Source organism: Ochrobactrum sp. SSR (assembly GCF_030067775.1).
Taxonomy (GTDB): domain Bacteria; phylum Pseudomonadota; class Alphaproteobacteria; order Rhizobiales; family Rhizobiaceae; genus Brucella; species Brucella teleogrylli.
This window is the reverse complement of sequence record NZ_CP125971.1, coordinates 124819-150568: the sequence shown is the minus strand read 5'-3', so window position 1 is coordinate 150568 and position 25750 is coordinate 124819. Positions and strand designations below refer to the sequence as shown.

Here is a 25750-nt window from a genome sequence, read left to right as displayed (position 1 = left end):
GTCTTTTGGCATAAATCAGTGACGTTTGAAATAATCAGCCAGCGTTTTCATGGCTGATAAACTTGCGAAAACGCTCTGATTTGGAGTTTGTAAACACATCTTCGGGCGCGCCGTCTTCTTCGACCAGCCCCTGATGGACGAAGATGACCCGGCTCGACACATCACGGGCAAAGCCCATTTCGTGGGTGACGACGAGCATGGTGCGTCCTTCTTCGGCCAAGCCGCGCATGACACGCAGTACCTCGCCGACGAGTTCGGGATCAAGCGCGGAGGTTGGCTCGTCGAACAGCATCACTTTTGGCTTCATTGCCAATGCGCGGGCAATGGCGGCACGCTGTTGCTGACCACCGGAGAGATGTGAGGGGTAGAAGTCGCGCTTATCTGCGATGCCAACCTTGGCGAGTAGCGCTTCGGCCTCTGCAATGCATTCCGCGCGCTGCCGACCCTGAACATAGATCGGCGCTTCGATGATGTTTTCAAGAATAGTCTTGTGTGACCAGAGATTGAAGCTCTGGAATACCATGCCCAGTTCGGAGCGGATTCGCGAGACCTGCTTCTTGTCTGCGGGATAGGCTTCGCCCTTGGAGTTCTTGGCCATCCGGATCGTTTCGCCAGAAACGGTGACGGTGCCGGATGTTGGAATTTCCAGAAGGTTGATGCAACGCAGCAAAGTGGATTTTCCGGAGCCGGAAGAGCCAAGGATAGAAATGACTTCGCCTTCGCGCGCTTCAAGCGAAATGCCCTTCAGCACTTCATTCGCGCCAAAGCTTTTACGCAGGTTTTCGACTTTTAGCGCCACCGGTGCGTTAGGAGAGATGGCTTTACTCACGATGTTTTTCCTTCGGTGGAGATACGAGCGACGGGCTGGCGCAAATAGGGCGTGAGCCTGTATTCGGCGATCAGCAGCAAGCGTGTCAGAACGAAATTGATAGCAAGATAGATCGCGCCCGCAATCACGAACACCTCAATCACACGGTAGCTTTCCGCGATGAGTTTGGCCGCGATGCCTGTGACTTCCATGAGCGTGATGATGGAGGCAAGCGAAGTTGCTTTGATCATCGAGATCATTTCATTGCCATAGCCGGGTAGCGCCTGTCGGATAGCAAGCGGCATCACAATCCTGCGGAAGCAGGTGAAACGCGACATGCCACAGGCTTTTGCCGCCTCAATCTGACCGTGCGGCACAGACAGCAGACCACCGCGAATAATCTCGCTGGCATAGGCTGCATTGTTCAGCGTCAGCGCGATGATTGCGCACCAGTATGGCTCACGGAGAATGGGCCACAAGAACGAATAGCGGATCGTCGAAAATTGGCTGAGACCATAATAGATGATGAAGATTTGCACTAGAAGCGGCGTTCCACGGAACACGAACACATAGAGCCGGGCAATCCAGTCGAGGACCTTTATTCCCGACAGCCGCATCATGGCAAACAGTAGGGCAAGAATTGCGCCGCAGACGATGGATATGGCCGCAAGCTGCAACGTCAACGGCACTCCGCCCATCATTGCCAGAAAGGATTCTGTGTAGAATTGAAGGTTCATTTTGCCCTCCTGACGCCACGCGAGAAATGACGTTCAGCAGCTTGCAGGATGCTGCCGGAAACCGAGGAAATCAGCAGATAGAGCGCGCCTGCAATCAGGAAGAAGTTGAACGGGAGTCCAGTCGAGCCTGCGCCGATCTGCGCCTGACGCAGAATATCGACCACGCCGACAACAGAGATCAGAGCAGATTCTTTCAACGCAACCTGCCAGACATTGCCAAGACCGGGCAGCGCATGGCGCAGGGCCAGTGGCGCGATAATACGACGAAATTTGAGCGCCTGCCCCATGCCGCAGGCCGATGCAGCTTCAAGCTCTCCCTTGGATACGGCTCTGAATGCGCCGCGAAACACTTCCGTATGATGCGCACCGCAGGAAATGCCAATGGCCAGCACGCCAGCCAGAAAAGCGGGAAAGCCGATGAAGCCTTGGGCGCCGAAGAACTTTCCAAGCGCCGTGACGGCGGCGCTGCCGCCGAAATAAAACAGATAGATCACCAGAAGATCGGGAACGCCACGAATGATGGTTGTGTAGCCATCAGCAACGCCGCGCAGTGTGCGTCCGCCGGAAATCTTCGCCCAGGCGGCGAATACGCCAATGGTTGCACCCAGCAGGAAACCGACAACGGCCAGCGAGACCGTTACCAAAGCCGCCATCACGAGAACATAGCCCCAGCCGTCGGGGCCGAAGCTCAAAATGTCGAAAAAAGCCTTCATGATGCGAGAGGCCAATTCTTGAAGGATTGATTGAAGTTCATTTCACTTTCCGGCGGTCGCGCTGGACCATGTTTCATTTCGCTGCGACGGGCAGGGCAGGCTGCACACTATCTGGAATAGGATTGACGAAAACATCGCCGTTAAGCCTTTTCACGTGGTCCTGTTTGGCTTCTACAATCCGTTCGGGATGCAAAAACAGTTCCACTGCCGTGCTTCCCATGACCTTTGCAGCATGAGCCATTCCTTTATGAGCCGTAGGCAATTTACCCTGCGCCACCATTTGCCACGAATGGAGCGGCGTGCCAATAGCGCAGGTAGCGCCACGCATTTGCACGGTGGGGACAACCCAGCTCACGCTACCAACGTCTGTCGAACCAACGAGGGAATTGTCTCCCTTATAGGGTTCATAAACATCTTCACAAAGAGCAAGGCCTTCCTTCGGTTCGACGCCGAAACGGCGAAAAGCGTCAGAAATGTCTTCCTTGGTCAGCGTGGCCTGAAAACGCTGTGCCATTTCCTGATCTTTTGCGTCGAATACGGGTGGTCCCAAACGCTCCAGCTCGCGCTGCATAAGCTGTTCCAGCGGCTTGTTGCCGATCAGATTGGCGTCGCCGCTAACAATTTCGCTGCGTACCGTCGTTTCCGTCATAAGCGCTGCGCCGTCGGCGATCTTCTTAACCCGCTCCAACAAGGTCTGCATCACGGGCAGACTCAACGCGCGGATGAGATAGCGCACGCTGGCCTTGGCCTGCACGACATTGGGCGCGAAACCGCCGGAATCCGTCACAGCGTAATGAATGCGGGCCGAAGAAGGCATGTGCTCGCGCATGTAATTGACGCCGACATTCATCAACTCAACGGCGTCGAGAGCGCTGCGTCCCAAATGGGGGGCGGAGGCTGCATGGGCCGCGCGACCGGTGAAATGAAAGCTTATTTCGTTACAGGCCAGCGATACGGGGTCGTTGACGCCTGCGAAAGGTGCCGGGTGCCAGCAAAAGGCGACGTCGACATCGTCAAAAAGGCCTTCGCGCACCATGAAGCCCTTGGCTGATCCGCCTTCTTCCGCCGGGCAGCCGTAATAGCGCACACGTCCCTTGATCCCATGTGTTTCGAGATATTGCTTCACTGCGGCGGCCGCCAGAAGTGAACCGGCGCCAAGCAGATTATGGCCGCAGCCATGGCCGTGTCCGCCTGCCTCGATGGGCTGTTCTTCTGCAATGCCCGCGATCTGGCTCAAGCCGGGAAGGGCATCGAATTCGCCAAGAATGGCAATGACCGGACCTTCGTCACCTGCTTCGCCCATGACGGCGGTCGGCAGTCCTGCGATGCCGCGCGAGACGCGAAACCCTTCAGCTTCAAGCATTGCAGCATGAGCTGCGCTGGACTCATATTCTTCATAATTGGTCTCAGGATGATCCCAAACCGTGTCGCTGAGTTCGAAATAAGCGGCACTTTTGCCGTCCACAATATCCCAGATATCGTGATGGTTCTTCGCCATAGCTCGCCCCTCCATCGTCTGGCTCCCATTGTATTGAGGTCCGTTATTGTCGCCCTTATGTTCGGGATTGCGCTTTTCAGCGCAATCCCGTCGAAGGGAGTAATCTGAAGTGGTGCTGATTACTTCCTTCTGCGTTCATGTCAAACATTGAATTGAAAGCCATCAACCGTGAATGCCTGACCGGTTATGAAGCACGGTTCGGATGTGGCAAGGAACGTGACAAGGCGTGCCACGTCGTCAGCACAACCAAGGCGACCGAGCGCGATGCCCTTGATGACTTCATCGGCGCGTTCGGTAACATTCGTGTCGATCTCGGTGCGGATGACGCCGGGGCAGATCGCATTTACGGCGATATTCGGGCCGAGTTCCTTGGCGAGCGAGCGGGTCATGCCCAGAATGCCGGCTTTTGCGGCAGCATAGGCAAACCTGCTGACGGCTGCGGTCACACCCCCGGAAAGTGCATTGAGCGACGACATGGAAACAATGCGGCCGCCGCCCTGTTTCAGCATATGTGGTGCCGAATGCTGGATATAATTGAAGCAGCTTTTCAGGTTGATGGCGATCGCGCGGTCGAACTCATCTTCCGAAATGTCGAGAATGCCAACCGGGGCAGAACGGCCTGCATTGTTGAGCAGAAAGTCAAGACGGCCAAATGTTTCAACGGTTTGTGCGACGACTTCACCAGCCCGCTTGTGGCTGGAAACATCGGCCACGCAGGAGATCGCCTTGACGCCGAGGCCTTCAATTTCGGCTGCGGTTGCCGCCAGTTCCACTTCCAGCAGATCAACCAGCGCAATGTCATAGCCCGCACGCGCCAGATCGAGAACGCAAGCCTTTCCGATGCCTCTTGCCCCGCCAGTAACAATGGCAACCTTGTTTTGTGAGTTCATTTCGAGATGCGCTCCTTTTTGTATTGCCACTTGATCGTATGTCTGCCACATTATTCCACAATAGGAATTTGGTTCACATATATGAACATTGAAAACAGTGGTGAAGTTAAGTCGGCCGTTCGGGTTCTCGAGATCCTCGAATTCCTCGGTCGTGCGCATAAGCCGGTGACGCTCAAAGCAATTGTCGCTGAACTTGGTTATCCCAAAAGCAGCACGTTCAATCTGCTGGCTACATTGGTGGCCCGCGCCTATGTGGTGCGGGACGATACCGAGTCCTATCGCATCCATGAGGCGTTTCGTGACGGGCCGGGCTGGTCGAGCGGCAGCGATGCCTATCTGATCGCGACGGCTCAGCCGATCATGGACGCCATGCGTGACAGTGAGGGCGAAACCGTTTTTCTCGGCACACGCCGCAAGGATGGGCGGGTTAAGCTTCTCGCCAAGAGCGTCAGTCATCAGGCGGTCCGCTTCGATTCCGATCTGACAGGGTCTGATCCTGCCTATTGCACGGCAATGGGGCGGGTTCTTCTGGCGCATTGGCAGCCGGAAAAGACATCTTCCTATCTGGCCAAAGAACGGATCGTTCCTTTGACGGATAAGACCGTGATCGATCGCGTACAGATACGTCGTATCATTGAAGTTGCCCGCGAGGACGGCTTTGCAATCTGTGACGAAGAGGCGGTTGTCGGCGGGTCCGGCGTCGCTGCTCCAGTTTTTGATGCCAGCGGCGAAGTGGTCGCAACGCTCAATATGGCCACCATCTCATCGCGCTTTACCGCATGCCGTCAGCGCATGATCGACGCTGTCGTCAAGCATGCGGCAGAGTTGAGCGCGCGCCTTGGATACAAACCAACAACAGCAGACAAGCAATAACATGGATATAGAATTCAAAGAAAAGCGGGTTCTGGTGACCGGAGCCGCAAGGGGAATTGGGCGGGCTATCTGCGAGGCATTTGCTGCGGACGGTGCAATCGTTACGGCTACCGATGTTTTGGACGATGAACTGACAGAATTGGCCCGTGAGGCACAGCCCGGGCGTGGCGGCTCGATCAGAACAGTACATCTGGATGTGACCGATGAAGCCGCGATAGCCGCATTGGCGGCGGTAGAAGAGGCCAGTGGAGGCTTTGATATCTTCGTCCATGTTGCCGGTGGTGTCCTCGGACAGAAGAAGCGTGCGGTGGAAAACGTTCCAGCCGCTGATTGGGATCGCATCTACGACATTAATGTGCGCGGGGCATTTCTGGTCGCCCGGGCACTTGTCCCGGCCATGAAGCGGCGGGGCACGGGCAAAATGGTCTTCATTTCCAGCGGCGCCGGTCTTGGCGTTAGCCTCACTGGCATTCAGGCTTATGCGAGCGCGAAGGCTGCGTTGATCAGTCTTGCCCGCCAGCTGGGTCACGAGCTTGGACCATTCGGGATCAACGTCAATGCCGTTGCTCCCGGCTTTTTGCGCACCAGCCCTGACTATGAGCGTCAGTGGGCTTCCTATGGTGATGAGGGGCAGGCCGCAATGATCAACGAAATTCCGTTGCGCCGGATCGGACTGCCGGAAGACATCTCGAATGCTGTGCTTTTTCTCGCATCTCCCTTTGCGAGCTGGATCACGGGCCAGACATTATCGGTCAGTGGAGGGCCGACATCATGACAACTGACGCGCCTGTTCCAACCTGGACATGGTCTGAAGAACGGCTTCAGACCATCATGAATCGTGCCCGCGCTGGCCGCAGTTTCAAACCGTCTTCCTGGCAAGGCGGCGCTCGATGCGCAGTCGCTTTGTCCTTCGATTCAGACCATGACACGTTTGAACTGCGTGATGGCGGAAAATCAATATCGGCTTTGTCGCAGGGGCAGTTTGGCCCAAGGCAGGGCATCCCTCGTATCCGCGAAATTCTGCGCCGCGATAACATCCCGGCAACATTCTTCGTGCCTGCCATTTCGGCCATGCATTATCCTGATGAGCAACGCGCCCTGATCGGCGAGGGGCACGAAATTGCCCTTCATGGCTGGATACACGAGCGCAACACATTGCTTGACGGTGAAACAGAGCGCGATCTTCAACATCGTGCTGCTGATACGCTGGAAAAGATCACCGGTGTTCGCCCGGTCGGCATTCGTACGCCGTCCTGGGATTTCAGCGACAACACATTGCAGATCACTTCAGAAATGGGATTGATCTACGATTCATCGCTTATGGCGGATGTAGATTGCTACGAGCTTTTGCTTAATGGCGAGCCGTGTGGTGTCACCGAACTACCTGTGGAGTGGATTCGAGATGACGCAGCCTATCTCGTCATGGACAGATGGGGTGGGTTACGCCCGCAGATCGCACCGCACGATATTCTCCACATATTTCTCCGGGAGTTCGATGCAGCTTACGAAGAGGGGGGCATTTTCCAGCTGACCATGCATCCAGATATCGTCGGGCACCGTTCGAGAATCTGGATACTGAAAGAACTGATTGCGCATATTAGCACACATAAGGATATATGGTTTGCGACCCACGCGGATATTGCACGCTATGCCAAGCTAAATGGTTGATAACTAGAACTTTGTGGTGCAGCTGAAACTAACTTTGGCCCGATTTTTGGACCGGGTGTGTTTACGTGTGCCGGTCATGCACGGATTTCATAAAGCAGAACAAAGTTCATATATATGAACCAAATTCCGCTTTTCATCGCTGGTTAGCGGGTTCAAACTCTTAGCAACCGGGCAGAGAAAAGCGCGTAATCGCCGCCCGCATTGCAGATAAAAAACACAAATAAGCACGAGGGAACTATGCTGAAGAAAATTGCGGCCATTGGCCTTTGCACTTTATCGATGCTTTACAGTGGCAGCGTTTTGGCGAAAGACTGGAAAGCTGTGACCGTTGGTGTCGAGGGCGCCTTTCCGCCTTTCAACCTTACAAGCCCGGGCGGAGAGCTTCAGGGCCTTGACCTCGATGTCATCAAGGAAGTTTGCAAGCGCGCCGAGCTTGAATGCAATATTGTTGCGCAGGATTGGGACAGCCAGATTCCGTCGCTGCTGGCCGGAAAATTCGACGTAGTACTGACGATGGGCCCAAACCCAGAGCGTCGCAAGGTCATCGATTTCTCCGATCCTTATGTGATTACGCCGAATACGTTCCTGGTGCCAGCTGATGGACCTTTGGCCAATCTGCCGCATACGGGTGAAAGCCTTTCCACAGATACAGATGAAGGCAAAAAGGCGATTGCTGATCTCAAAGAAGCGTTGAAAGGCAAGACAATTGGTGCGTCGCTTTCGACCAGCCAGTTGCAGTTTGTCGAACAGAACTTCGGTGATGCCGTTCAGGTCCGCACCTATAAGGGATCGGAACAGGTTAAATTGGATCTCGAATCCGGTCGTGTTGACGGTCAGTACGATAATGTGGTTTTCGCGCGTGACCGTGCTGAGAAGAGCAATGGCAGGCTGAAGATCACCGGGCCGCTTCTGGTTGGTGGCATTCAGGCAACCAATGTCTGCATCGGCCTGCGCAAGGAAGAGCCAGAACTGAAAGCCAAGCTCGACAATGCACTGGGCGAAATGCGGGCAGATGGCACGCTCGCCAAGATGTCGGAAAAGTGGTTCTCCATGAATTTGAGCCCGAAGGGCTAAGCGAACTCCGCTCTAGTCTTTTAGGAAAGCCCCGTTTTGCGGGGCTTTTTCTGTTTTAGGTGCCGTAAAAGGTCTGCGCCATATGGCGACGCAATTATCTTAAGCGCAAAGCGTACGACCTCATTCATCCTCTATTCAAACTGTTGGATTTAAAGCATAGTCCGGCGCATATGGAGGGACCCCAGTATGGTATCTGTAGTTAAAAAGATGGTTGCATCGCTATGTCTGGGCGGTGTGATGACAATGGTTTCGCCGCTGCTCGCAACATCCGCGTCGGCGGCAGAATTGCAGCGTTGCGCAAGTGAAGGCGGTATTTGCCGACTGCCTTACCCGGCTGAAGTGGTCTATGGGACAGGCGGACGCAACACCTCTCGCTTTATCGATCGTCCGGAAGTGCCGTGCTCGAACCGCGTCTTTAACGATCCAGCACCGGGCAAGAAGAAGAGCTGCTCTTTCGTTGTCCGTGACCGTTACGACCGCCCCGGTCGTCCGGATCGCCCCGACCGTTATGATCGGGATCGCGATTGGCGGCCTTGCGCGAAGGAAGGCGGATATTGCGACTTCTACGGGCGCAAACGGGTTCGCTATGGCGCGAAAGGTCGCTTTATCGAACGGACTTTCCGTGATGGGGTCGACTGCGACAATTATTCGTTCGGAGATCCGGCACCGGGCAAAGGAAAAGCCTGCTACGTGCTGGACTGAGAACAAAGAGTTTTTTGAGCCGAAGGCAGCCGGTTCATACTGCCTTCGGGTTGCTTTGTTTGCAAAAGCCAGTGGCGAAGCGCGTCTTTAATGCGCGGTCACAAGGCTATGAATGATCGAAAACATCGTGCGGGCGCCATCGGCTGCGGCAAGGATGGCTTGCTGCATTGGCCCTGCCACGCAATCACCCGCGGCATAGATACCCTTCATTGAAGTCTCGTTCATTTCGTTGCGCCACAGGCCGCCATCCTCGCGCATAGTCAGCGCCAGATCTGCCACGATGCGGGTCTGACTTTGAAGCGGCCTTATCCACAGTGACTGGATGCCTTCCCGGCGACCGTCCTTGAGCATTGCGCCGCCGATGGTGTGACCATCACCGCTAAGAACCTGTTTGATTGGCGTCGTTACCAGGTTGATTCCGGCGCGCGATAAATCGGTCAATTTGTCGGCTGGAAGATCAGCGCCGTTGGTCAATATAGTCAGACGCCCCGCCCAGTTTTTGAAAAACGGTGCATGATCCAGCATGGCGGCGTTCTCGGCAAGTACACCCCAATGCTCGCCGCGATGTTCGAAACCATCGCAGAATGGACAATGATAAACACCTCGTCCCCAGTTCTTCGCCAGGCCTTCGATCGCCGGGAGCTGGTCCGACAGGCCAAGGGCGAGAAGAATTTTGGGCGCAGAAACAATGTCTCCATCGACCAATTCTACTGAGTAGCCTCCATCTGTTGGCCTGATCGCCTGGGCAAGACCGTCGCGATAGGTCACTGTGTCATAACGCGATAGCTCTTCACGCGACACCTTCCGAAATTCTTGTGGCAGAATTCCATCCCGTGACAGGTAACTGTGCATGGCGGGCGCTTTTCGATTTCGGGGCTCGCCTCCGTCGATGACGAGCACTTTGCGCAGAGCGCGTCCGGCGATCAAGGCTGCGGAAAGCCCCGCAGGGCCACCGCCAATGATGATGGTCTCGTAATTTTGCATGATTGTTTATCCGGTCATTTGATAGCCGTTGACGATGGCGCGCCAGAGCTGTCTGCACGAACATCCTCGGCAGGACATCAAGCGGGTTAAAATCGACATGTCACAACATAAGTTACATGATATCCTCGAGTCAATAGTCATGTAACTTACGGTGTGTCAAATTGCTTTCTGACAGGAAATGTTCGATAAACGGGTCAGTCCTATCAGACAGATATAAAGAGTGAACGCATATGAGGCAGGATAGCCGGCTCTCTCGCATGTTGCATGTTTTGATCCACATGGATCATCATGATGGCGCGATGACGTCTGAAGAAATTGCAGCGATGCTGGATACCAATTCGGTGGTGATCCGACGCACGATGGCAGGGTTACGTAAAGAGGGCTATGTGCATTCAGAGAAGGGGCACGGAGGCGGCTGGACACTGGCGCGGCCACTCGACCAGCTGACACTTTTGGACATTTACCGCGCGGTCGGGGAACCTTCTATTTTCGCTGTCGGCCCCGCCTATGACATGCCCGGTTGCGTTATAGAACAAGCGGTTAATAAAAAGCTTGAAAGTGTCTTCAAGGAAGCAGAGCAACTGCTTTTGAGCCGATTGCAGGGTGTGACCCTTGCGGATATTGCGCAGAATTTTTTCTGCGGGCATGGCAGCGAACGGCCATGCAGCTAAAACAAAAAAAGACATTTGATTAATGGCGCAACGGAACATCAGTTGCTGGGTCGGTAATTGCTCCCACGCGGAGCAGATTCTTACACTTTGATGACCATGACGAAACCACAATGTGGCCATCGCCGCGCCTCGAAAATCGATTCGATGTGCATCGGTTGCCAAACTTAATGCTCCCAAAATGGCATTCAGCCTCGGTTCATGATCACAGCGGTAACGCTTCTGTGAAGTTGCCGCAATTTGCCTCTATTTGCATTCCAGCATGTGCGGAATCGGAAGCAGGCCCTTTGCTTATCAGTTCTGCCTTCGAGAAGGAGAAGGATATATGTCTATTCGTTCCAAGCTTCGCACTACTGTTGCGATCCCAGTGATATCGGTCTGTGTTCTGGCGCAGCCATCTTTCGCGGATAGGCTGTCGCAGTCCTATCAAGTGGCTCAGGAAAACAGCGAGGAGCAAGCGCCGCAGGAACAGCCCGTTGAACAGCCACAGGCAGAAGGCGAGCGTCCTTCTGAGGAAGGTCAGGGGCATCGTCAGGCTGAGGAGCAGAAGCATGCTGAACGTGAGGAAGCGCAGCGCCAGGAAATAGAAAAGCAGCAAGCGGAAAAGGCGGAGGCTGCCAGGCAGGCTGAAGAACGCAAGGCGGCTGAAGCGGAAACGCAGCGTCAGGCGGCTGAACAGAAAAAGGCCGAAGAAGAAGCTGCCGCACAGCAGAGGGCGGCAGAACAGGCGCAGCGTAAAGTTGAGCAGGAAGCAGCGGAACGCCAGGCTGAAACGAAGGCTGCTGCCGACGAGGCTGAAAAGCAGGCTGTCGATCAAAAGAAAGCGGAGCAAGAGACGCAGCGCCAAGCCCAAGAGAAGAAGCCTGCATCGGAAGAGAGCGCGCCGAAAGGCGAAGCTGAACCAGAACAACAGGTTCCTGCCCAAAAACAGCCAGCAGCGAAGACGCCGGATGCAAACGGTGCATTGGAAGAGACCACGAAGGAGTCCGCGGAACGGCCAAAGAAGAGGCCCGCTCCTGCCGACGATGCACAGGCGCAGAAGCCATCGCCACAGCCGGAATCTGCACCTGTTCCGGTGCAACCGACCGAACCGCAGACCGGCGAAACGAACCCCGTTCAGCCATCCGAAGAGCCTCCCGTCAAAGAACCGCGTGGAAAGCAAAAGCGCGAACCGTCGCCGGTAGAACAGCAACCAGCGGAACAACCTGAGGAGGCTGAGAAGAAGCCAGAGCCTGTGCCTGCAATCGTCGACGAGCGTTCCGCGGTAGAAAAGGAAGCCATCGCGAAAGATCCGTCGAAGACGGACGAAACGGTTGTTCTTCCGGTCGAGAACGGTGCTGCGATTCTCGACAGCGACAAGGATGCCGATAATAGCGGTGGCAATCAGGCTCGCGAGGAACGTCGCAAGCAGCGTGGACAACAGCGCGAAGCCGAAGCCTCAGCGCCGCCCCCCGCAGACGACGCATCCGCTCAGGTTGCTATTCCTGCAGAAATCAAAGCCGATCTCCCCAAGAAGATTGAAGCCAATCTGAAGGAAAAGGGAAAGCGCGTCGACGAAGCACCCGCTTTCGTCGTCCCGGAAACCACAAACATTGTGAACAACACCGTTGTTAACAACACGGTCGTCAATAACACGACAGTCAACAATGTGACGAACAACGTCAGCAATGTGAAAGTGCTTGAAGAAATCGACAACCGCGTTGTTATGAATGTGGGAGATCGAATTTTTGTGCGCGGTGACGACCGCCCACGTCTGCGCCGTAACGCTGAAGAAGCCTATTATGATGAGCTTCCGCGCGGCCGCACGCGCGAAACGATCGTGCGTCCCGGCGGCTATCGCGTGGTGACTGTCTATGATCGCTATGGGGATGTCGTGCAACGTTCCCGTATTGATCGCGACGGCAACGAATATCTCATGGTCTACGCCCCAGACTATGAAGATACACCCCGTGCAGCTATTGCCGATGTCGGCTACGAACTACCGCCGATGCGTCTCACAATTCCTGTCAGCGATTATATCATTGACGTCACAGACGACCGCGATCGCGACTTCTATGACTTCCTGGCCATGCCTCCGGTAGAGCGGGTTGAACGCGTGTATACGATTGACGAGGTGCGTCATTCGGCACGTCTGCGCGATAAGGTGCGCCGCATTGATCTGGACACCATCCACTTTGCCACCGGGAGCGCGGAAGTCTCGCTTTCACAGGCCAAGACGCTGCGCAAAGTGGCTGATGCCATGCAGAAGGTTCTTTCCAAGGACCCGGGTGAAACCTTCTTCATCGAAGGCCACACGGATGCTGTCGGCTCTGATCGATCGAACCTCGTTCTTTCCGACAAGCGCGCAGAGTCAGTCGCAAGCCTGCTAACGGAAGTCTATGATATTTCTGCCGAAAATCTCGTCACGCAGGGCTATGGTGAGCGCTTTCTGAAGATCAAGACCGACGGGCCAGAGCAGGAAAACCGCCGTGTTACCATTCGCCGAGTGACACCGCTGGTCAGGCCGGTGGCGCAGCGCTAACGCCTGCGCATTTTAAAACTCTCAGGCCGCAACCACTGCGGCCTGAGAGACAAACGCTTAATCTCCGAGCACCTGTTTGTCGTCGCCATCCCTGGAGCGGACAAGCTCTTCCTTGATCTGTCGGAGAACATGCGCGGAGCGGTTACGGTCTGCATAGGCAACCATGTTTGCCAGAATGTCGATTGTGGCCAGATAGGCGTAGCGGGTGGATGTGGGACGGAAGATATTTTTGCCTTCGTCCAGATCAATTGCAATCAATACATCGGAAGCCTGTGCGACAGGCGAATTGCTCTGCGTTATCGCAATGGTGGGAATGGCCCGGGCGCGCAGCAAATTCATGCAATTCACCAGCTCGCGATCTCGCCCTGTAATGGATGAACCGATGACAACTGTTCCCGGCTGCGCAGCAGCTGACAGCATGTGGTTCATGCTGTGGTCCGTCGATGCATTGATGCGACAACCGAGGCGGAACAACCGGTTGTGGAGTTCATTGGCAATCATGGCCGAGTTGCCCGTCGCGCCGAAGGCCTGAATAAACTCGGCCCCACGGATCAGGTGGGCGGCCCGTTCTATTGCGGCGAGATCGAGTTGCCGGTGTAACTGGAAGAGCGCATTTTGCGCCTTGGTTATAATGTCTTCGGCGACTTCTTCCACCGAGCTGGTCTCGGTTTCCGGCATCAGATAGCGCAATCCGACATAGGTTATCTTTGCCAGTTGCACCTTGAAGTCGGAATAGCCCTGACAGCCTATCCGTCGGCAAAACCGTGTTACGGTTGGCGGAGAAACGCCTGCCTTCTCCGCCAGTTCACCAATCGAGGAATTGACGACAAAATCGACATTTTCCAGCACCACGGCTGCGAGCTTTTTTTCGAGACCGGAAAGTTTGCCTTCCTTGTCCGACAATGCGTGAATGACGTCCATTGGAACTCCGGTCGAGAAGGAAACAGCGCTTTGCGGTCTCTTTTCCATATCCCTGCTGATGAAAAATAATTACATGACTATGGAAATTTTCCGCGTTCTGATCAATGGTTATCTCTCACACGAGGTTAATCAAGAAAATAATATACACCGTCGACAACAATCGCGCACCGTACCCGAAGAGGCAATCCATGACGTTCCCTTGGCCAGAAGCAGGCACGCCTGTTGAAAATATCCCGACCCCAATGCCCATCATCGATGAAGACCGTATGGCCTCGAATATTGCCCGCGCGCAGGCTTATTTCGACCAGCACGGGAAGGCTTTTCGTCCGCATATCAAAACGCACAAGATACCTTCCATCGCAAGGCTACAGCTTAAAGCGGGCGCCAAAGGCATCAATTGCCAGAAGATCACCGAGGCAGAGGTTTTTGCCGAGGCCGGTTTCGATGACATTCTGATAACCTACAATATTCTCGGAGCTGCAAAGCTCGCGCGGTTGAAAGTGCTCAATGCGAAAATCGGCGCTTTAAAAGTGACTGTCGATAGTGAAGTCACGATCAAGGGACTTGCTGAAATCTTTGATGCAGAGAGACCACTGGCGGTGCTGGTGGAATGCGACACAGGCGGCAAGCGATGCGGTGTCCAGACGCCGGATGCCGTTGTGGCGTTGGCTGAAGTGATCTCCGCCAAGCCCGGTCTTCGTTTTGCAGGCATCCTGACTTACCCGGCGGCGGGAGGCGTGGCGCAAGTCGAAAATTTCATCGTCGAGACGATCGAAAAGCTGGCCGCGAAAGGAATAGATTGCCCGATCCGGTCGAATGGCGGCTCGCCGGACCTCTATTCCGCGCATCTCGTACCGTCAGCGACAGAACACCGCGCTGGCACCTATGTCTATAACGACCGCAGCATGGTTAGGGCAGGGCACTGCACCAATGAGAATCTTGCCATGCATATTCTTGCAACTGTAGTTTCCAGACCCGCGCCGGGCAGGGCCGTGCTGGATTGCGGTTCCAAAGCTCTGACATCGGACCTGCTTGGTTTTGTTGACCATGGTGTTATCGAAGGCTTTGAGGGCGCGCGGATTGTTTCCCTTTCGGAAGAGCACGGAGTGGTCGATCTGACGGATTGTAAACAAGATTTCGCGCCGGTGGGGGCTGTTGTTCGGGTCATCCCCAATCACACGTGCGTCGTCAGCAACCTGTTCGATCGCATTGTTTTTCATCGTGACGGTGTGGTGACTCGTGTTGAAGATGTTGCCGCACGTGGGACCGTTTGGTGAACTGTGCGCCAATGGTGGCGTGAAATGACGGCCTAACGCTGAAAAAAAGTGAGCGGAAAACATGAAAAAGGAGCCGAATTTTTCGGCTCCTTTTTCATCTGATAAGTAAATTTATATCACATGGAGCATTGAGTGCCGCCTTAAAGGCATTGAATGGGCATGCATTTTCCGCTCATCATCGCGGTATGTCCGCCGCCGCTTCATGAAAATCAATTTCATAAATTTTCATCTTAACGCCGACGGCGCAGTTTATTGCGCGATATCCTGTTGACATGGACATTATTCGACGCATTATCAAGAAAATAAATTACAAAAATAATCAAAGGGCGAACACGAGGCGGAGACCACCATCATATCCCGATTTCAATTGTTGCGTCGGCATTGTCGCCGGTCTGCGTGAACTGTTTTTGCGACGCGACGTGAGTGACAAACCTGAAACGAGCGCGCGCACGGGCGTCGAGTTTTCCGCGCGAACAGATGCCGACACGACTTTTGATCAAGCCATACACCTGGAACCATACCATGCGCATATTCACGGCCTCGATGGCTACGGAAACAAATACGTTTTCACCCGTTCCAACGGATATGGAGGCGTTTAAGGCAGCCTTTTACGCCAAGCCCGGCGAGCACCCGGAAACGCCGACCTTGTGTTCATCCGTTGTGCCGATTTTGCGCCGTCGCGGCAAAGCTGAGGGCTTTACCGTTGTCGAAGGCACCTCGTGCTGGGCCGAGCCTGCGGGTCTCATTCAACGCCAGACCTATGAGACATTGCGCGATACCATACTGGCTGAACTGAAGGCCGCGCTTCCCTTGAATGCGGTTGTTCTCGGACTGCATGGCGCGATGGTGGCGCAGGGCTACGATGATCCGGAAGGGGACTTTCTGGAAAAAGTACGCGCAGTTGTCGGCCCTGATGTTCTGATCGCGGCGGAATTTGATCCCCATAGTCACCTAACTGCAAAACGTGTGGCCAATCTCGACGTCATGGCAACGTTTCTGGAGTTCCCGCATACGGATTTCGAAGAGCGCGGAGAACATGTCGTTGATCTGGCTCTCCGGACTCTGCGTGGGGAAATCAAGCCTGTCATTTCGACCTTCGATTGCCGCATGATCACCATTTATCCCACCAATCGCGAGCCAATGCGGTCTTATGTGGATCGCCTTGTGGCCCTGCAGGGCAAGAATGGCATCCTTTCCATTTCCGTAATCCATGGTTTCATGGCTGGCGACACGCCCGACATGGGGACGCGGATTATCGTGGTTACCGATAATGACAAAGCCAAAGGCGACGAGCTTGCGCGTCAACTGGGCCATGAACTGTACCGTATGCGAAAGCTTACGGCCATGGAGATGCTTGATACGGAAACCGGTCTGGATCGCGTCCTGGAACGTCGCGCCAGTGACCCATCGCGTCCCGTTGTTGTTTCCGATATCTGGGACAATCCGGGCGGGGGCGTGGCGGGCGACGCTACCTATATTCTGCGCCGCATGTTGGAGCGCAAGCTCGACAATTTCGCGGTAGCCACCATCTGGGATCCTGTCGCCGTGGCTTTCTGCCATGCGGCAGGCGAGGGGGCTGAGCTTGAAATCCGTGTCGGCGGAAAGTCGTCATGGCAGGGCGGCGAGCCACTCGATCTGCGTGTGACCATCGAGAAGGTCGTGGACGCAGGCTGGCAGAGCTTTCGTAACAGCCGGGTCAATCTGGGGCGTGTGGCGGTAATCCGTCCTGTGGGAACACAGATCGATATCATTCTGATTACCAGCCGCACACAGACCTATGAGCCGGATATCTTCTCCAATCTGGGGATCGATTTTGCGCGAAAGGATTTCCTTGTCGTCAAATCGACCAACCACTTTCAGGCCGGTTTCCAGCCTGTCGCCTCGGAGATTGTCTATATAGCGGCTCCAACTTCATACCCAACCAATCCAGCGGTCACACCATATCGGAAAGCAAGTCTGGAACTCTGGCCGCGGGTCGCCGATCCGCTGGGGCTGGACTAACCACAGCGAACACTCAGTCGGTTCGATTACATAAAAAGGGGAGTAACCATGAAAAAACGTTTTCTGCTGGGGGCTACTGCAGCACTTCTATGTTCAAGCGTGATGGCTTTCGCGCAATCGTCGGATGGCGTTCTGACCATCGCAACCATCGGCGAGCCGCCAACACTGGATGCGATGCAGACCCCAACCGACATTGTCCTGACAATTGACCAGCATATTTTTGAGACGCTTTATACCTATGATGAACAGTGGAAGTCGGTTCCGTTGCTCGCTGCTGGCATGCCGGAAATCTCCGAAGATGGTTTGACTTACAAGATTTCCTTGAGAGAAGGTGTGAAGTTCCACGATGGCAGCGATTTTGACTCCAAGGACGTCGTCGCATCCTTAAAGCGATGGATGGAAATCAATTCCAAGGGCAAGCAGGTTGCTGGCATCGTAGAAAGCCTGAGCGAAGATGGCGACCATGCGGTCATCATCAAACTCAAGTCGCGCTATGCACCACTGCTGGCGACGTTATCGCAGGCATCCATCATCATTCCGTCCGAGACCATCGCCGACACGCTGACGCAGTTCGTCGGCACCGGCCCCTATGCGCTCAAGGAGCGCAAGCCCGATCAGTATACGCAGCTCGTGCGCTTTGACGATTATAAGTCTCCCAAAGGCGAGCCGAGCAATTATGCGGGTAAGCGCGAGGCCATTGCCAAGGAACTGCGCTTTGTGCCCGTTCCCGATGCCAACACCCGCGTTGAAGGACTGATTTCCGGACAGTTTGATTTCGCAGACTCGCTTCCCGTCAGCGCCTATGAGCGTGTTGAAGCAAGCGGGAAGGCCAAACCAGTCATCTTCAAGAACTCGGGCTGGGCCTCCATGAATATCAACATGAAGGAAGGCGCGCTCGTCAAAAAGGAACTGCGTCAGGCGGTTCAGGCCGCGCTCAATGCATCCGACATGATGCTCGCAGCTTTCTCCGATGACCGTTTTTACAGCGTCGATGGCTCCATCTTCCCTGAAGGGTCGTTCTGGCACACTGAAGCCGGCGTGGCCCGCTATGGCGAAGGCGACCCTGAAACAGCTGCCAAGCTCCTGAAGGATGCCGGATATGACGGCACGCCGATCCGGCTCTTGACCAGCCGCCAATATGAGTTCCATTACAAGATCGGTGAGGTGGCGAAAGCCTATCTTGAAGCGGCAGGCTTCAAAGTTGATATGCAGGTTGTCGACTGGGCTACGCTGACGACGCGTCGCGCCGATCCGAAGGAATGGGATATCTTCATCACCCATTCGAATTTCCCGGGAGATCCGACGACGATCAACACCATCACCGATACATATCCGGGCTGGTATGTGTCGGACCAGAAAGCCAAAGCCGTCGCGACCTATATGGATGCGACGACCGATGAAGCCAAGCAGAAGGCGTGGGAAGGCATCCAGACTGTCATCTATGATGATGCTCCGCTCTATAAGGTCGGCAATTTCAATGCGGTTTCCGGTGTTGCGGACGGGGTTGCCGGTTACACGCCAACCTACTGGCCGCATTTCTGGAATGTAGCCCCGAAGAAGTGAGGCAGACCATGTCGAGGATCGCCCGGGCACTGTTGCACCGCTTGATAGGCATGGCCGTTGTGCTTGCCCTTGTCGTGACAGTTGTATTCGTCATTGTCCGGGTTACGCCGGGCGATCCCGCTGCCGTCATGCTGGGGTCTGACGCGACCCCGCAGGACATTGCAGATTTGAGAGCACGGATGGGGCTGGATGCGCCCCTTCTGGTGCAATACGGCCAGTTCGTGCTGGGCATTTTCCAAGGCGATCTTGGTCAGTCCATCTTTCTCAACCAGCCGGTGACGAAAGCCCTTGCTTCGCGTGCGGAGCCGACATTCTTTCTCACGCTGTTCTCCATATTGATCGCGGTGCTGATCGCCTTGCCGGTCGGGGTTTTCTCAGCCGTGAAACGAGGAACCTTCTTCGATCAGACTGTGGTCGTGCTGACCATGGTAGCTGCAAGCGTGCCAAGTTTCTGGTTGGGCTTGCTCCTTATCCAGATTTTCGCGGTTCAATATGGCTGGTTCCCGGCATCCGGTTATGGTGGTCCCGACACTAGCTTTCTGGAACGATTGCACCATCTGATCTTGCCCGCCGTCGCGCTTGGCGTGGTCAATTCCGCACTCATCACCCGCTTTACCCGGGCAGCCATGCTTGATGTGCTGGGGGATGACTATGTGCGGACGGCACGCGCAAAGGGCGCCACCGAAGGCCGCGTGATCCTGAAGCATGCCTTCAAGAATGCGCTTGTGCCCATTATCACCGTCATTGGACTTTCCATCGCGATGCTGGTCGCGGGTGCCGTCGTAACGGAGACGGTATTCGGTCTGCCGGGCATTGGAAATCTGGTGGTGTCGGCGGTGCTCCGCCGCGACTATCCGGTGATCCAAGGAACGCTGTTGGTCGTGGCCGCTATCTATGTACTGATCAATTTTGTGGTCGATATGCTCTATATTCTCGTAGATCCGAGGGTACGCCTGTGACGCTCGCTTCTTTCTCCATGCCCTTTGCGTCGGGCTTTCGACGTCTGTTCGGCAATCGGGCGATCTTTCTCGGTGCGCTGATCCTGCTCGCCGTGGTGCTGGCAGCTATTCTCGCACCTTGGGTTGCACCTTATGCACCGAACAAACTTTCTATCGTGAACAAGCTTCAGGGCCCTTCCTGGAAGCATATTTTCGGCACGGATGAATTCGGACGCGATATTTTCTCGCGCGCGATCTTTGCGGGACGCGTTTCGCTGCTCGTCAGTCTTGGTGTGGTTATGATCTCGACCATTCTGGGCGTCATACTCGGCGTAACGGCCGGATATTTTCGCAAGCTGGATACGCCTATCTCCAGACTGCTCGACGCGATGATGTCCTTCCCGGATATTCTGCTTGCGATTGCGCTTGTTGCAGCACTTGGCCCTTCGTTGATGACCGTCATCATTGCGCTTGGGATCACCTATGCGCCACGACTTGCGCGTATCGTGCGCGGCTCGACATTGGTGATCCGCGAGATGCCCTATATCGAGGCGGCAATTTCGCTGGGACTTCCCACCTGGCAGATATTGTTACGTCACGTACTGCTCAATCTGGCCTCTCCCATTCTGGTACAGGCAACATTCGTCTTCGCATCTGCAATGCTGGCGGAGGCAAGCCTATCGTTCTTAGGCGTTGGCGTTTCGGCGGATATGCCGACCTGGGGAACCATGTTGGCATCGGGACGGGAATATATGAACAACGCGCCCTGGCTCATGTTGTTTCCCGGCCTTGCCATCGTCTTCTCCGTCCTCTCGCTGCAACTTGTCGGCGATGGCCTGCGCGATCTGGTTGATCCGCGTCTCGCGAAGGAAAGCTGACCATGTATCAAGAGTCCAGCAGTGATACCCGCCCGGTTTTGTTGGTGGAGAACCTCACGACATCGTTCAAGACCGCAGAGGGTTGGCGGCCCGTCATCCGCGATATCAATTTCCATGTGAATGCTGGCGAGACGGTTGCCATTGTCGGCGAAAGCGGATCAGGAAAAAGTGTCACCGCGCTTTCCACGATGCGATTGCTGCCGCCTGCAAAATCAAAGTCAGAAGGCCGAATTCTGCTCGATGGGCGCAATCTTCTGCAAGTATCGGAAGCGGAAATGCGTTCGGTGCGCGGCGGCTCCATCGGCATGATCTTTCAGGAACCGATGACATCGCTCAATCCCGTCTTCACGATTGGCAATCAATTGGCCGAGGCTTTGGTGCTTCATCAAAAACTGAGCTGGAAGCAGGCCGAAGAGGAAGCCGTTCGCCTCATGGAGCGCGTTCGCATTCCAGCAGCCCGATCCCGCTTGAAAGAATATCCGCATAAATTTTCCGGTGGCATGCGCCAGCGGGTGATGATTGCGATGGCGCTTGCCTGCCGCCCAAAGCTTCTGATCGCCGACGAACCGACGACAGCGCTGGACGTGACTATTCAGGCCGAAATTCTCCATCTCATTCGTGAACTGCAGCAGGAAGAGAACATGGCCGTTCTCTTCATCACGCATGATATGGGCGTGGTTGCAGAGGTCGCAGATCGCACAGTGGTCATGTTCCGTGGCGATATGGTCGAGACTGGCCGTACGGAAGAACTCTTTGCTGCGCCGAGAGAAATTTACACAAAATCTCTGCTCGCTTCCATTCCCCGGTTGGGAACCATGGGAGACGCAACGGCTCCAAAACGGTTCCCGACAGTCGATCCGAAAACCGGACAAGCTGCCGAGGGCGCGCAGACAAAGCCCCTGCCTGCGGATCGAGCGCCGCTTCTCGAAGCCTCCAATATTGTGGTTCGGTTTGAACTTCCAAACGGTCGCATTCACGCCGTTGAAGATGTTTCTTTCGACCTTCGCCCCGGAGAGACACTGGCACTGGTAGGAGAATCCGGTTGCGGGAAATCGACAACCGGTCGCACGATCATGCGTCTGCTGCAGCCGACATCTGGAAATATCGTCATTGATGGACAGGACGTGACCAGGCTTGGCGCGTCGCAGTTGCGCGAAATGCGGCGCAATGCGCAGATGATTTTCCAGGACCCTTTTGCCTCGCTCAACCCGCGCATCCGCATTGGCGCGGCGATTGCCGAACCCATTCTGGCCCACAAGATGATGGGCAAAGGCGAAGCGAGGGCGCGGGTTGCAGAACTGCTGGAGCAGGTCGGGCTTTCGGCTTCGATTGCAGACCGCTTTCCGCATGAATTTTCAGGGGGGCAAAGACAAAGAATTTCCATCGCGCGCGCTTTGGCGTTGAAGCCAAAGCTGATCGTCGCGGATGAGGCGGTGTCGGCGCTCGATGTTTCGGTCAAGGCTCAAGTGGCGAATCTCCTGCTTGATTTGCAGGAGCAGCATGATCTTGCCTATCTCTTCATCAGCCATGACATGGCTGTCGTGGAACGGATCAGCCACCGCGTGGCAGTGATGTATCTCGGCGAAATTGTCGAGATTGGTCCGCGCGAAGCGATCTTTGGCAACCCCCAGCACCCATATACGCGCCGTCTTATAGAGGCCGTCCCGATTCCCGACCCGGCTTCACGAGGACTGGTGCGCCCGGAACTTGGCGAAGAAATTAAAAGCCCATTGCGACCGCTCGATTATGTTCCGCCGAAACGCAACTATATTGAGGTTTCTCCTGGGCATTTGGTGCAGGATTTCACGGAATGGGGCGGACGCTTATCTGCTGCGTGAATGATAGCGACCTCAATCGTTGAATAAGGAGCATGACATATGAACAACGAAAAACTGATCCGTTACGAGACGGCTGACAATCAGGCAGGCGGTCAGCGCCGCCCTTTTGCAAAAGCGGTTCGGGCCGGCGATTTCGTTTATGTCTCCGGACAGGTGCCAACGCTCAACGGTGAGGTGGTGGTGGGCAATATCGTTGCCCAGACCGAGCAGGTGATCACCAACATCAAGGACGTGCTGGCTCTCGCGGACTGTACTTTGGCTGATGTCGTCAAGGTGAATGTCTGGCTGGATGATGCGCGCGATTTCTCCAGCTTCAATGCTGTGTTCCAAAAGCACTTTATCGACCATCCGCCAGCGCGTTCCACGGTGCAATCGCCATTGATGGTCGACGCCAAGGTGGAAATGGACGTCATCGCCTATAAGCCGTTGACATAAACGATAGTAATCTTCGGCAAGACAATCTTGATTTGGCTTGCCGAAATATCCGTCAGTTGTGATCCAATACCCGCGACAGGCGCAAGGCAGCCAGCGTGCAGATTGCACCGGATATCAGATACCCGCCGATGAAAATTATCCCAAGGCTGCTTGCAAGGCCAAGAGCGACGAGCGGGGCAAAAGCTGCTCCGACGAGCCAAGCAAGATCCGATGTCAGTGCCGCACCGGTATAGCGATAATACTGCGTGAAACGGGAGGAGACCGCACCAGAAGACTGGCCGAATGTCAGCCCCAATACGCCGAAACCAATCAGGATATAAGCATCTTGTCCCGCGCTGCCCGCATCGAGAAGGAAGGGCGCGGAGAAGCTGAATATCGCGATGATGATGGCGCCGACCATCAATTCGCTGCGTCGTCCGATGCGATCGGCGACAAAGCCCGACAAGATGATGCCGATGACGCCGATTGCAGCGCCAGCTACCTGCACCCAGAGGAAACGTTCTGCCGGCTGCGTTCCTGAAAGGACAACCCAACTGAGTGGAAAAATCGTCACAAGATGGAACATGGCAAAGCTTGCCAGCGGCACGAATGCGCCGAGCAGGACGTCGATGCTATGCTTGCTCAGCATTTCAAACACCGGTCGCGGCTGCAATTCTTGCGCTTCCATCGCCGCGCCGAATTCACTGCTCGCAACGATGCGAAGGCGCGCAAAGAGCGCGACTACATTGATCGCGAAGGCAACGAAGAATGGATAGCGCCAACCCCAAGCGAGAAAGTCTGCTTCGCTGAGATTATGTACGAAATAGGCGAAGAGAATGCTGGCGAGCGCGAAGCCGATAGGCGCTCCCAATTGTGGTATCATTGCATACCAGCCCCGTTTATTCTGGGGCGCACTCAGGCTGAGCAGCGAAGCCAGACCATCCCAGGCACCGCCAAGTGCGAAGCCTTGGCCCAATCGGAACAAGGCAAGCAGGAACACGGCCCAATAACCGATCGTCTCATAGCCGGGCAAGAACGCGATAGAAGCGGTTGAGCCACCCAAAATAACGAGGGCGAGCGTGAGTTTTGTTCCTCGTCCGTAATGGCGGTCAATCCACATGAAGATGAAAGAACCGACGGGACGCGCAATGAATGCGAGCGAGAAGACGGCAAATGACATCAATGTCGCCGATACCGCATCAGGCGCGAACGGGAAAATCAGCTTGGGGAAAACCAGAATGGAACCGAGCCCATAAACGAAAAAATCGAAGAATTCGGATGTTCGACCGATGACGACACCGATGGCGACGTTTCCCGGAGACAAGGGTTTTCCGTCGCTGTGGATGCGTCGCGCGTCTTGTTCAAGACCTGTCGATGTCGGTGTGGCGGACGAACTCATGAAACTCTCCGAGGGAAACGTATCATGTGCTTTATGATGTCGCACCAGCGCACGATATCAAGGAACAGGGCAAAAAAAAGCAGATATAGTTGCTTAAAAGCTCCTTTGCCGTGAAATTTTCATAAACTGAAAAATGGGTCTTCCCGAAATGCGATTGTGCCTTATCATGTTTAAAGGAACAGAATGTAGGTCGGGTTTAACATGGACGCATTCTTTAGTTTCATACGAAATACGATACTGGCTTCACTTCTTCTGGGGCTGGCCGGGTGCAATATGGTCGTTATGTCTCCGTCAGGAGACATTGCAGCCCAGCAGCGGGACCTTATCGTCATATCGACGATCCTGATGCTGATCATTATTGTGCCGGTTATTTTCCTCACTCTTTTCTTTGCGTGGCGATACAGGCAATCCAATAGTGCAGCCAAATACGATCCTGAATGGCATCATTCCACCGCGCTGGAAGTGGTTATCTGGACCGCGCCCTTGCTCATTATCATTGCATTGGGTGCGATTACATGGGTCAACACGCATAAGCTCGACCCCTACAGGCCGCTGGACAGAATAGACAGCGCACGACCGGTCGAGGCAGGAACAAAGCCACTGACTGTGGAGGTTGTGGCGCTCGACTGGAAGTGGCTATTCTTCTATCCGGAGTACGGTGTGGCCACAGTCAACGAGATGGCAGCCCCCGTCGACAGGCCGATTGATTTCAAGATCACCGCCTCATCTGTGATGAATTCCTTCTATATTCCAGCACTTGCGGGCATGATTTACGCTATGCCCGGAATGCAGACACGACTGCACGCGGTGATCAATAAGGCTGGGGAGTATGAAGGTTTCTCATCGAACTACAGCGGTGAAGGCTTTTCGCATATGCGCTTCCAGTTTCACGGTCTCGATGATTCCGGCTTCGACACCTGGATCAGTCAGGTCAAGCAGAACGGAACCGCGCTGAACCGCGATACCTATTTGAAGCTCGAAAAGCCCAGTGTCCGGGAGCCCGTTCGGTATTTTGGCGCAGTCGAAAACGGGCTTTTTCAAGCCATATTGAATATGTGCGTTCGTCCCGGCCAGATGTGCATGAGCGACATGATGCATATTGATCGAATGGGCGGTGGTGGCATCGAGAGTCGGGAAAACAAGCTCAAGCTTGAACACGACAATCGATATAGCCGTGACCAAGCTCAATCTGCGGCGACTGACGTTCAGACCACTCCGGACACCCATCAGGAACAAGGGCATGACATGCACAACATGCCATGAAGCTGGATCAGTTCGATCGCGTGAAAAAGTTGGGTGTGAAACTACGGTAGAGATTAGACGAGTACTCAGGTCCAAACATTGAAAACGCGATGATCGCGTGAATTTAACTTCGGGAATGTTCT

Annotated in this window: 23 protein-coding genes; 15 read left to right on the top strand and 8 right to left on the bottom strand. The window is 54.9% G+C overall.

The genetic code is table 11. From position 1 onward, the window contains the following. Nucleotides 1–34: 34 nt before the first annotated feature. The 5 genes from QLQ11_RS18145 to QLQ11_RS18125 form a co-directional block, all read right to left on the bottom strand. Nucleotides 35–829 (bottom strand): ABC transporter ATP-binding protein, encoded by a 795-nt coding sequence (locus tag QLQ11_RS18145; protein WP_283735279.1) that lies wholly within the window; start codon nt 827–829, stop codon nt 35–37. Then, complete coding sequence (locus QLQ11_RS18140; protein ID WP_109366021.1) at nt 826–1545, bottom strand: ABC transporter permease; 720 nt, start codon at nt 1543–1545, stop codon at nt 826–828. Before QLQ11_RS18140 ends, QLQ11_RS18145 begins: the two co-directional genes overlap by 4 nt. Beyond that, the gene (locus QLQ11_RS18135) at nt 1542–2258 is read right to left on the bottom strand and encodes an ABC transporter permease (protein ID WP_109366020.1); all 717 of its coding nucleotides are present in this window, start codon (nt 2256–2258) and stop codon (nt 1542–1544) included. The genes QLQ11_RS18140 and QLQ11_RS18135 overlap by 4 nt, the downstream gene beginning before the upstream one ends. A 73-nt stretch (nt 2259–2331) precedes the next feature. Next, nucleotides 2332–3756, bottom strand: coding sequence for a M20 family metallopeptidase (locus QLQ11_RS18130; RefSeq protein WP_283735280.1), 1425 nt, complete (start codon nt 3754–3756; stop codon nt 2332–2334). A gap of 140 nt (nt 3757–3896) precedes the next feature. After that, a complete protein-coding gene (locus QLQ11_RS18125) occupies nt 3897–4646 on the bottom strand; it encodes an SDR family NAD(P)-dependent oxidoreductase (protein WP_283735281.1) in 750 nt (249 codons plus the stop codon). Nucleotides 4647–4727: 81 nt separating this feature from the next. Here QLQ11_RS18125 and QLQ11_RS18120 point away from each other — a divergent pair, with 81 nt between their 5' ends. The 5 genes from QLQ11_RS18120 (at nt 4728) to QLQ11_RS18100 (ending at nt 8963) form a co-directional block, all read left to right on the top strand. Further along, nucleotides 4728–5519, top strand: coding sequence for an IclR family transcriptional regulator (locus QLQ11_RS18120; RefSeq protein WP_109366018.1), 792 nt, complete (start codon nt 4728–4730; stop codon nt 5517–5519). A gap of 1 nt (nt 5520) precedes the next feature. After that, a complete protein-coding gene (locus QLQ11_RS18115; RefSeq protein ID WP_283735282.1) occupies nt 5521–6294 on the top strand; it encodes an SDR family NAD(P)-dependent oxidoreductase in 774 nt (257 codons plus the stop codon). Then, nucleotides 6291–7187 carry a polysaccharide deacetylase gene (locus QLQ11_RS18110; RefSeq protein ID WP_140025266.1) on the top strand — a complete coding sequence of 299 codons (897 nt, stop codon included), beginning with the start codon at nt 6291–6293 and terminating at the stop codon, nt 7185–7187. The genes QLQ11_RS18115 and QLQ11_RS18110 overlap by 4 nt, the downstream gene beginning before the upstream one ends. Nucleotides 7188–7424: 237 nt before the next feature. Further along, nucleotides 7425–8261, top strand: a complete 837-nt coding sequence (locus QLQ11_RS18105) for a transporter substrate-binding domain-containing protein (RefSeq protein WP_124915448.1) — start codon at nt 7425–7427, stop codon at nt 8259–8261. 186 nt (nt 8262–8447) lie between these two features. Continuing rightward, nucleotides 8448–8963 (top strand): hypothetical protein, encoded by a 516-nt coding sequence (locus tag QLQ11_RS18100; protein ID WP_121537854.1) that lies wholly within the window; start codon nt 8448–8450, stop codon nt 8961–8963. Nucleotides 8964–9050: 87 nt separating this feature from the next. On the opposite strand, the gene QLQ11_RS18095 is transcribed toward QLQ11_RS18100, so the two are convergent. Next, nucleotides 9051–9947 carry an NAD(P)/FAD-dependent oxidoreductase gene (locus QLQ11_RS18095; RefSeq protein ID WP_283735283.1) on the bottom strand — a complete coding sequence of 299 codons (897 nt, stop codon included), beginning with the start codon at nt 9945–9947 and terminating at the stop codon, nt 9051–9053. Nucleotides 9948–10177: 230 nt separating this feature from the next. On the opposite strand from QLQ11_RS18095, the gene QLQ11_RS18090 reads away from it, so the two are divergent. Both QLQ11_RS18090 and QLQ11_RS18085 read left to right on the top strand, forming a co-directional pair. After that, nucleotides 10178–10618 carry an Rrf2 family transcriptional regulator gene (locus QLQ11_RS18090; RefSeq protein WP_371836043.1) on the top strand — a complete coding sequence of 147 codons (441 nt, stop codon included), beginning with the start codon at nt 10178–10180 and terminating at the stop codon, nt 10616–10618. A 322-nt stretch (nt 10619–10940) separates the two neighbouring features. Next, nucleotides 10941–13136: an OmpA family protein gene (locus QLQ11_RS18085; protein ID WP_283735284.1), complete on the top strand. Its 2196-nt coding sequence runs from the start codon at nt 10941–10943 to the stop codon at nt 13134–13136. A 57-nt stretch (nt 13137–13193) separates the two neighbouring features. On the opposite strand, the gene QLQ11_RS18080 is transcribed toward QLQ11_RS18085, so the two are convergent. Beyond that, a complete protein-coding gene (locus QLQ11_RS18080) occupies nt 13194–14057 on the bottom strand; it encodes a MurR/RpiR family transcriptional regulator (RefSeq protein ID WP_109366010.1) in 864 nt (287 codons plus the stop codon). 188 nt (nt 14058–14245) lie between these two features. On the opposite strand from QLQ11_RS18080, the gene QLQ11_RS18075 reads away from it, so the two are divergent. From QLQ11_RS18075 to QLQ11_RS18045, 7 genes are all read left to right on the top strand, one after another. After that, the gene (locus QLQ11_RS18075) at nt 14246–15334 is read left to right on the top strand and encodes a D-TA family PLP-dependent enzyme (RefSeq protein WP_283735746.1); all 1089 of its coding nucleotides are present in this window, start codon (nt 14246–14248) and stop codon (nt 15332–15334) included. Between the two features lie 522 nt (nt 15335–15856). Then, nucleotides 15857–17335 (top strand): M81 family metallopeptidase, encoded by a 1479-nt coding sequence (locus QLQ11_RS18070; RefSeq protein WP_109366007.1) that lies wholly within the window; start codon nt 15857–15859, stop codon nt 17333–17335. A gap of 48 nt (nt 17336–17383) precedes the next feature. After that, a complete protein-coding gene (locus tag QLQ11_RS18065) occupies nt 17384–18898 on the top strand; it encodes an ABC transporter substrate-binding protein (protein WP_121537861.1) in 1515 nt (504 codons plus the stop codon). Nucleotides 18899–18906: 8 nt separating this feature from the next. Continuing rightward, nucleotides 18907–19857, top strand: coding sequence for an ABC transporter permease (locus QLQ11_RS18060; RefSeq protein ID WP_371830807.1), 951 nt, complete (start codon nt 18907–18909; stop codon nt 19855–19857). A 17-nt stretch (nt 19858–19874) separates the two neighbouring features. Then, entirely contained in the window at nt 19875–20714 is an 840-nt protein-coding gene (locus QLQ11_RS18055) for an ABC transporter permease (protein ID WP_124915518.1), read from the top strand. 2 nt (nt 20715–20716) lie between these two features. Next, on the top strand, nt 20717–22552 hold the full coding sequence (locus QLQ11_RS18050) for an ABC transporter ATP-binding protein (protein WP_121537863.1): 1836 nt from the start codon (nt 20717–20719) through the stop codon (nt 22550–22552). A gap of 39 nt (nt 22553–22591) precedes the next feature. Beyond that, the gene (locus QLQ11_RS18045) at nt 22592–22987 is read left to right on the top strand and encodes a RidA family protein (RefSeq protein WP_124915453.1); all 396 of its coding nucleotides are present in this window, start codon (nt 22592–22594) and stop codon (nt 22985–22987) included. Nucleotides 22988–23039: 52 nt separating this feature from the next. Here the strand turns inward: QLQ11_RS18045 and QLQ11_RS18040 are convergent, their stop codons facing one another. Then, entirely contained in the window at nt 23040–24365 is a 1326-nt protein-coding gene (locus tag QLQ11_RS18040; RefSeq protein WP_109366003.1) for an MFS transporter, read from the bottom strand. A 201-nt stretch (nt 24366–24566) separates the two neighbouring features. Between QLQ11_RS18040 and cyoA the strand changes: the two genes are divergently transcribed. Continuing rightward, nucleotides 24567–25628: a ubiquinol oxidase subunit II gene (cyoA, locus tag QLQ11_RS18035; protein ID WP_283735285.1), complete on the top strand. Its 1062-nt coding sequence runs from the start codon at nt 24567–24569 to the stop codon at nt 25626–25628. Nucleotides 25629–25750: the final 122 nt, after the last annotated feature.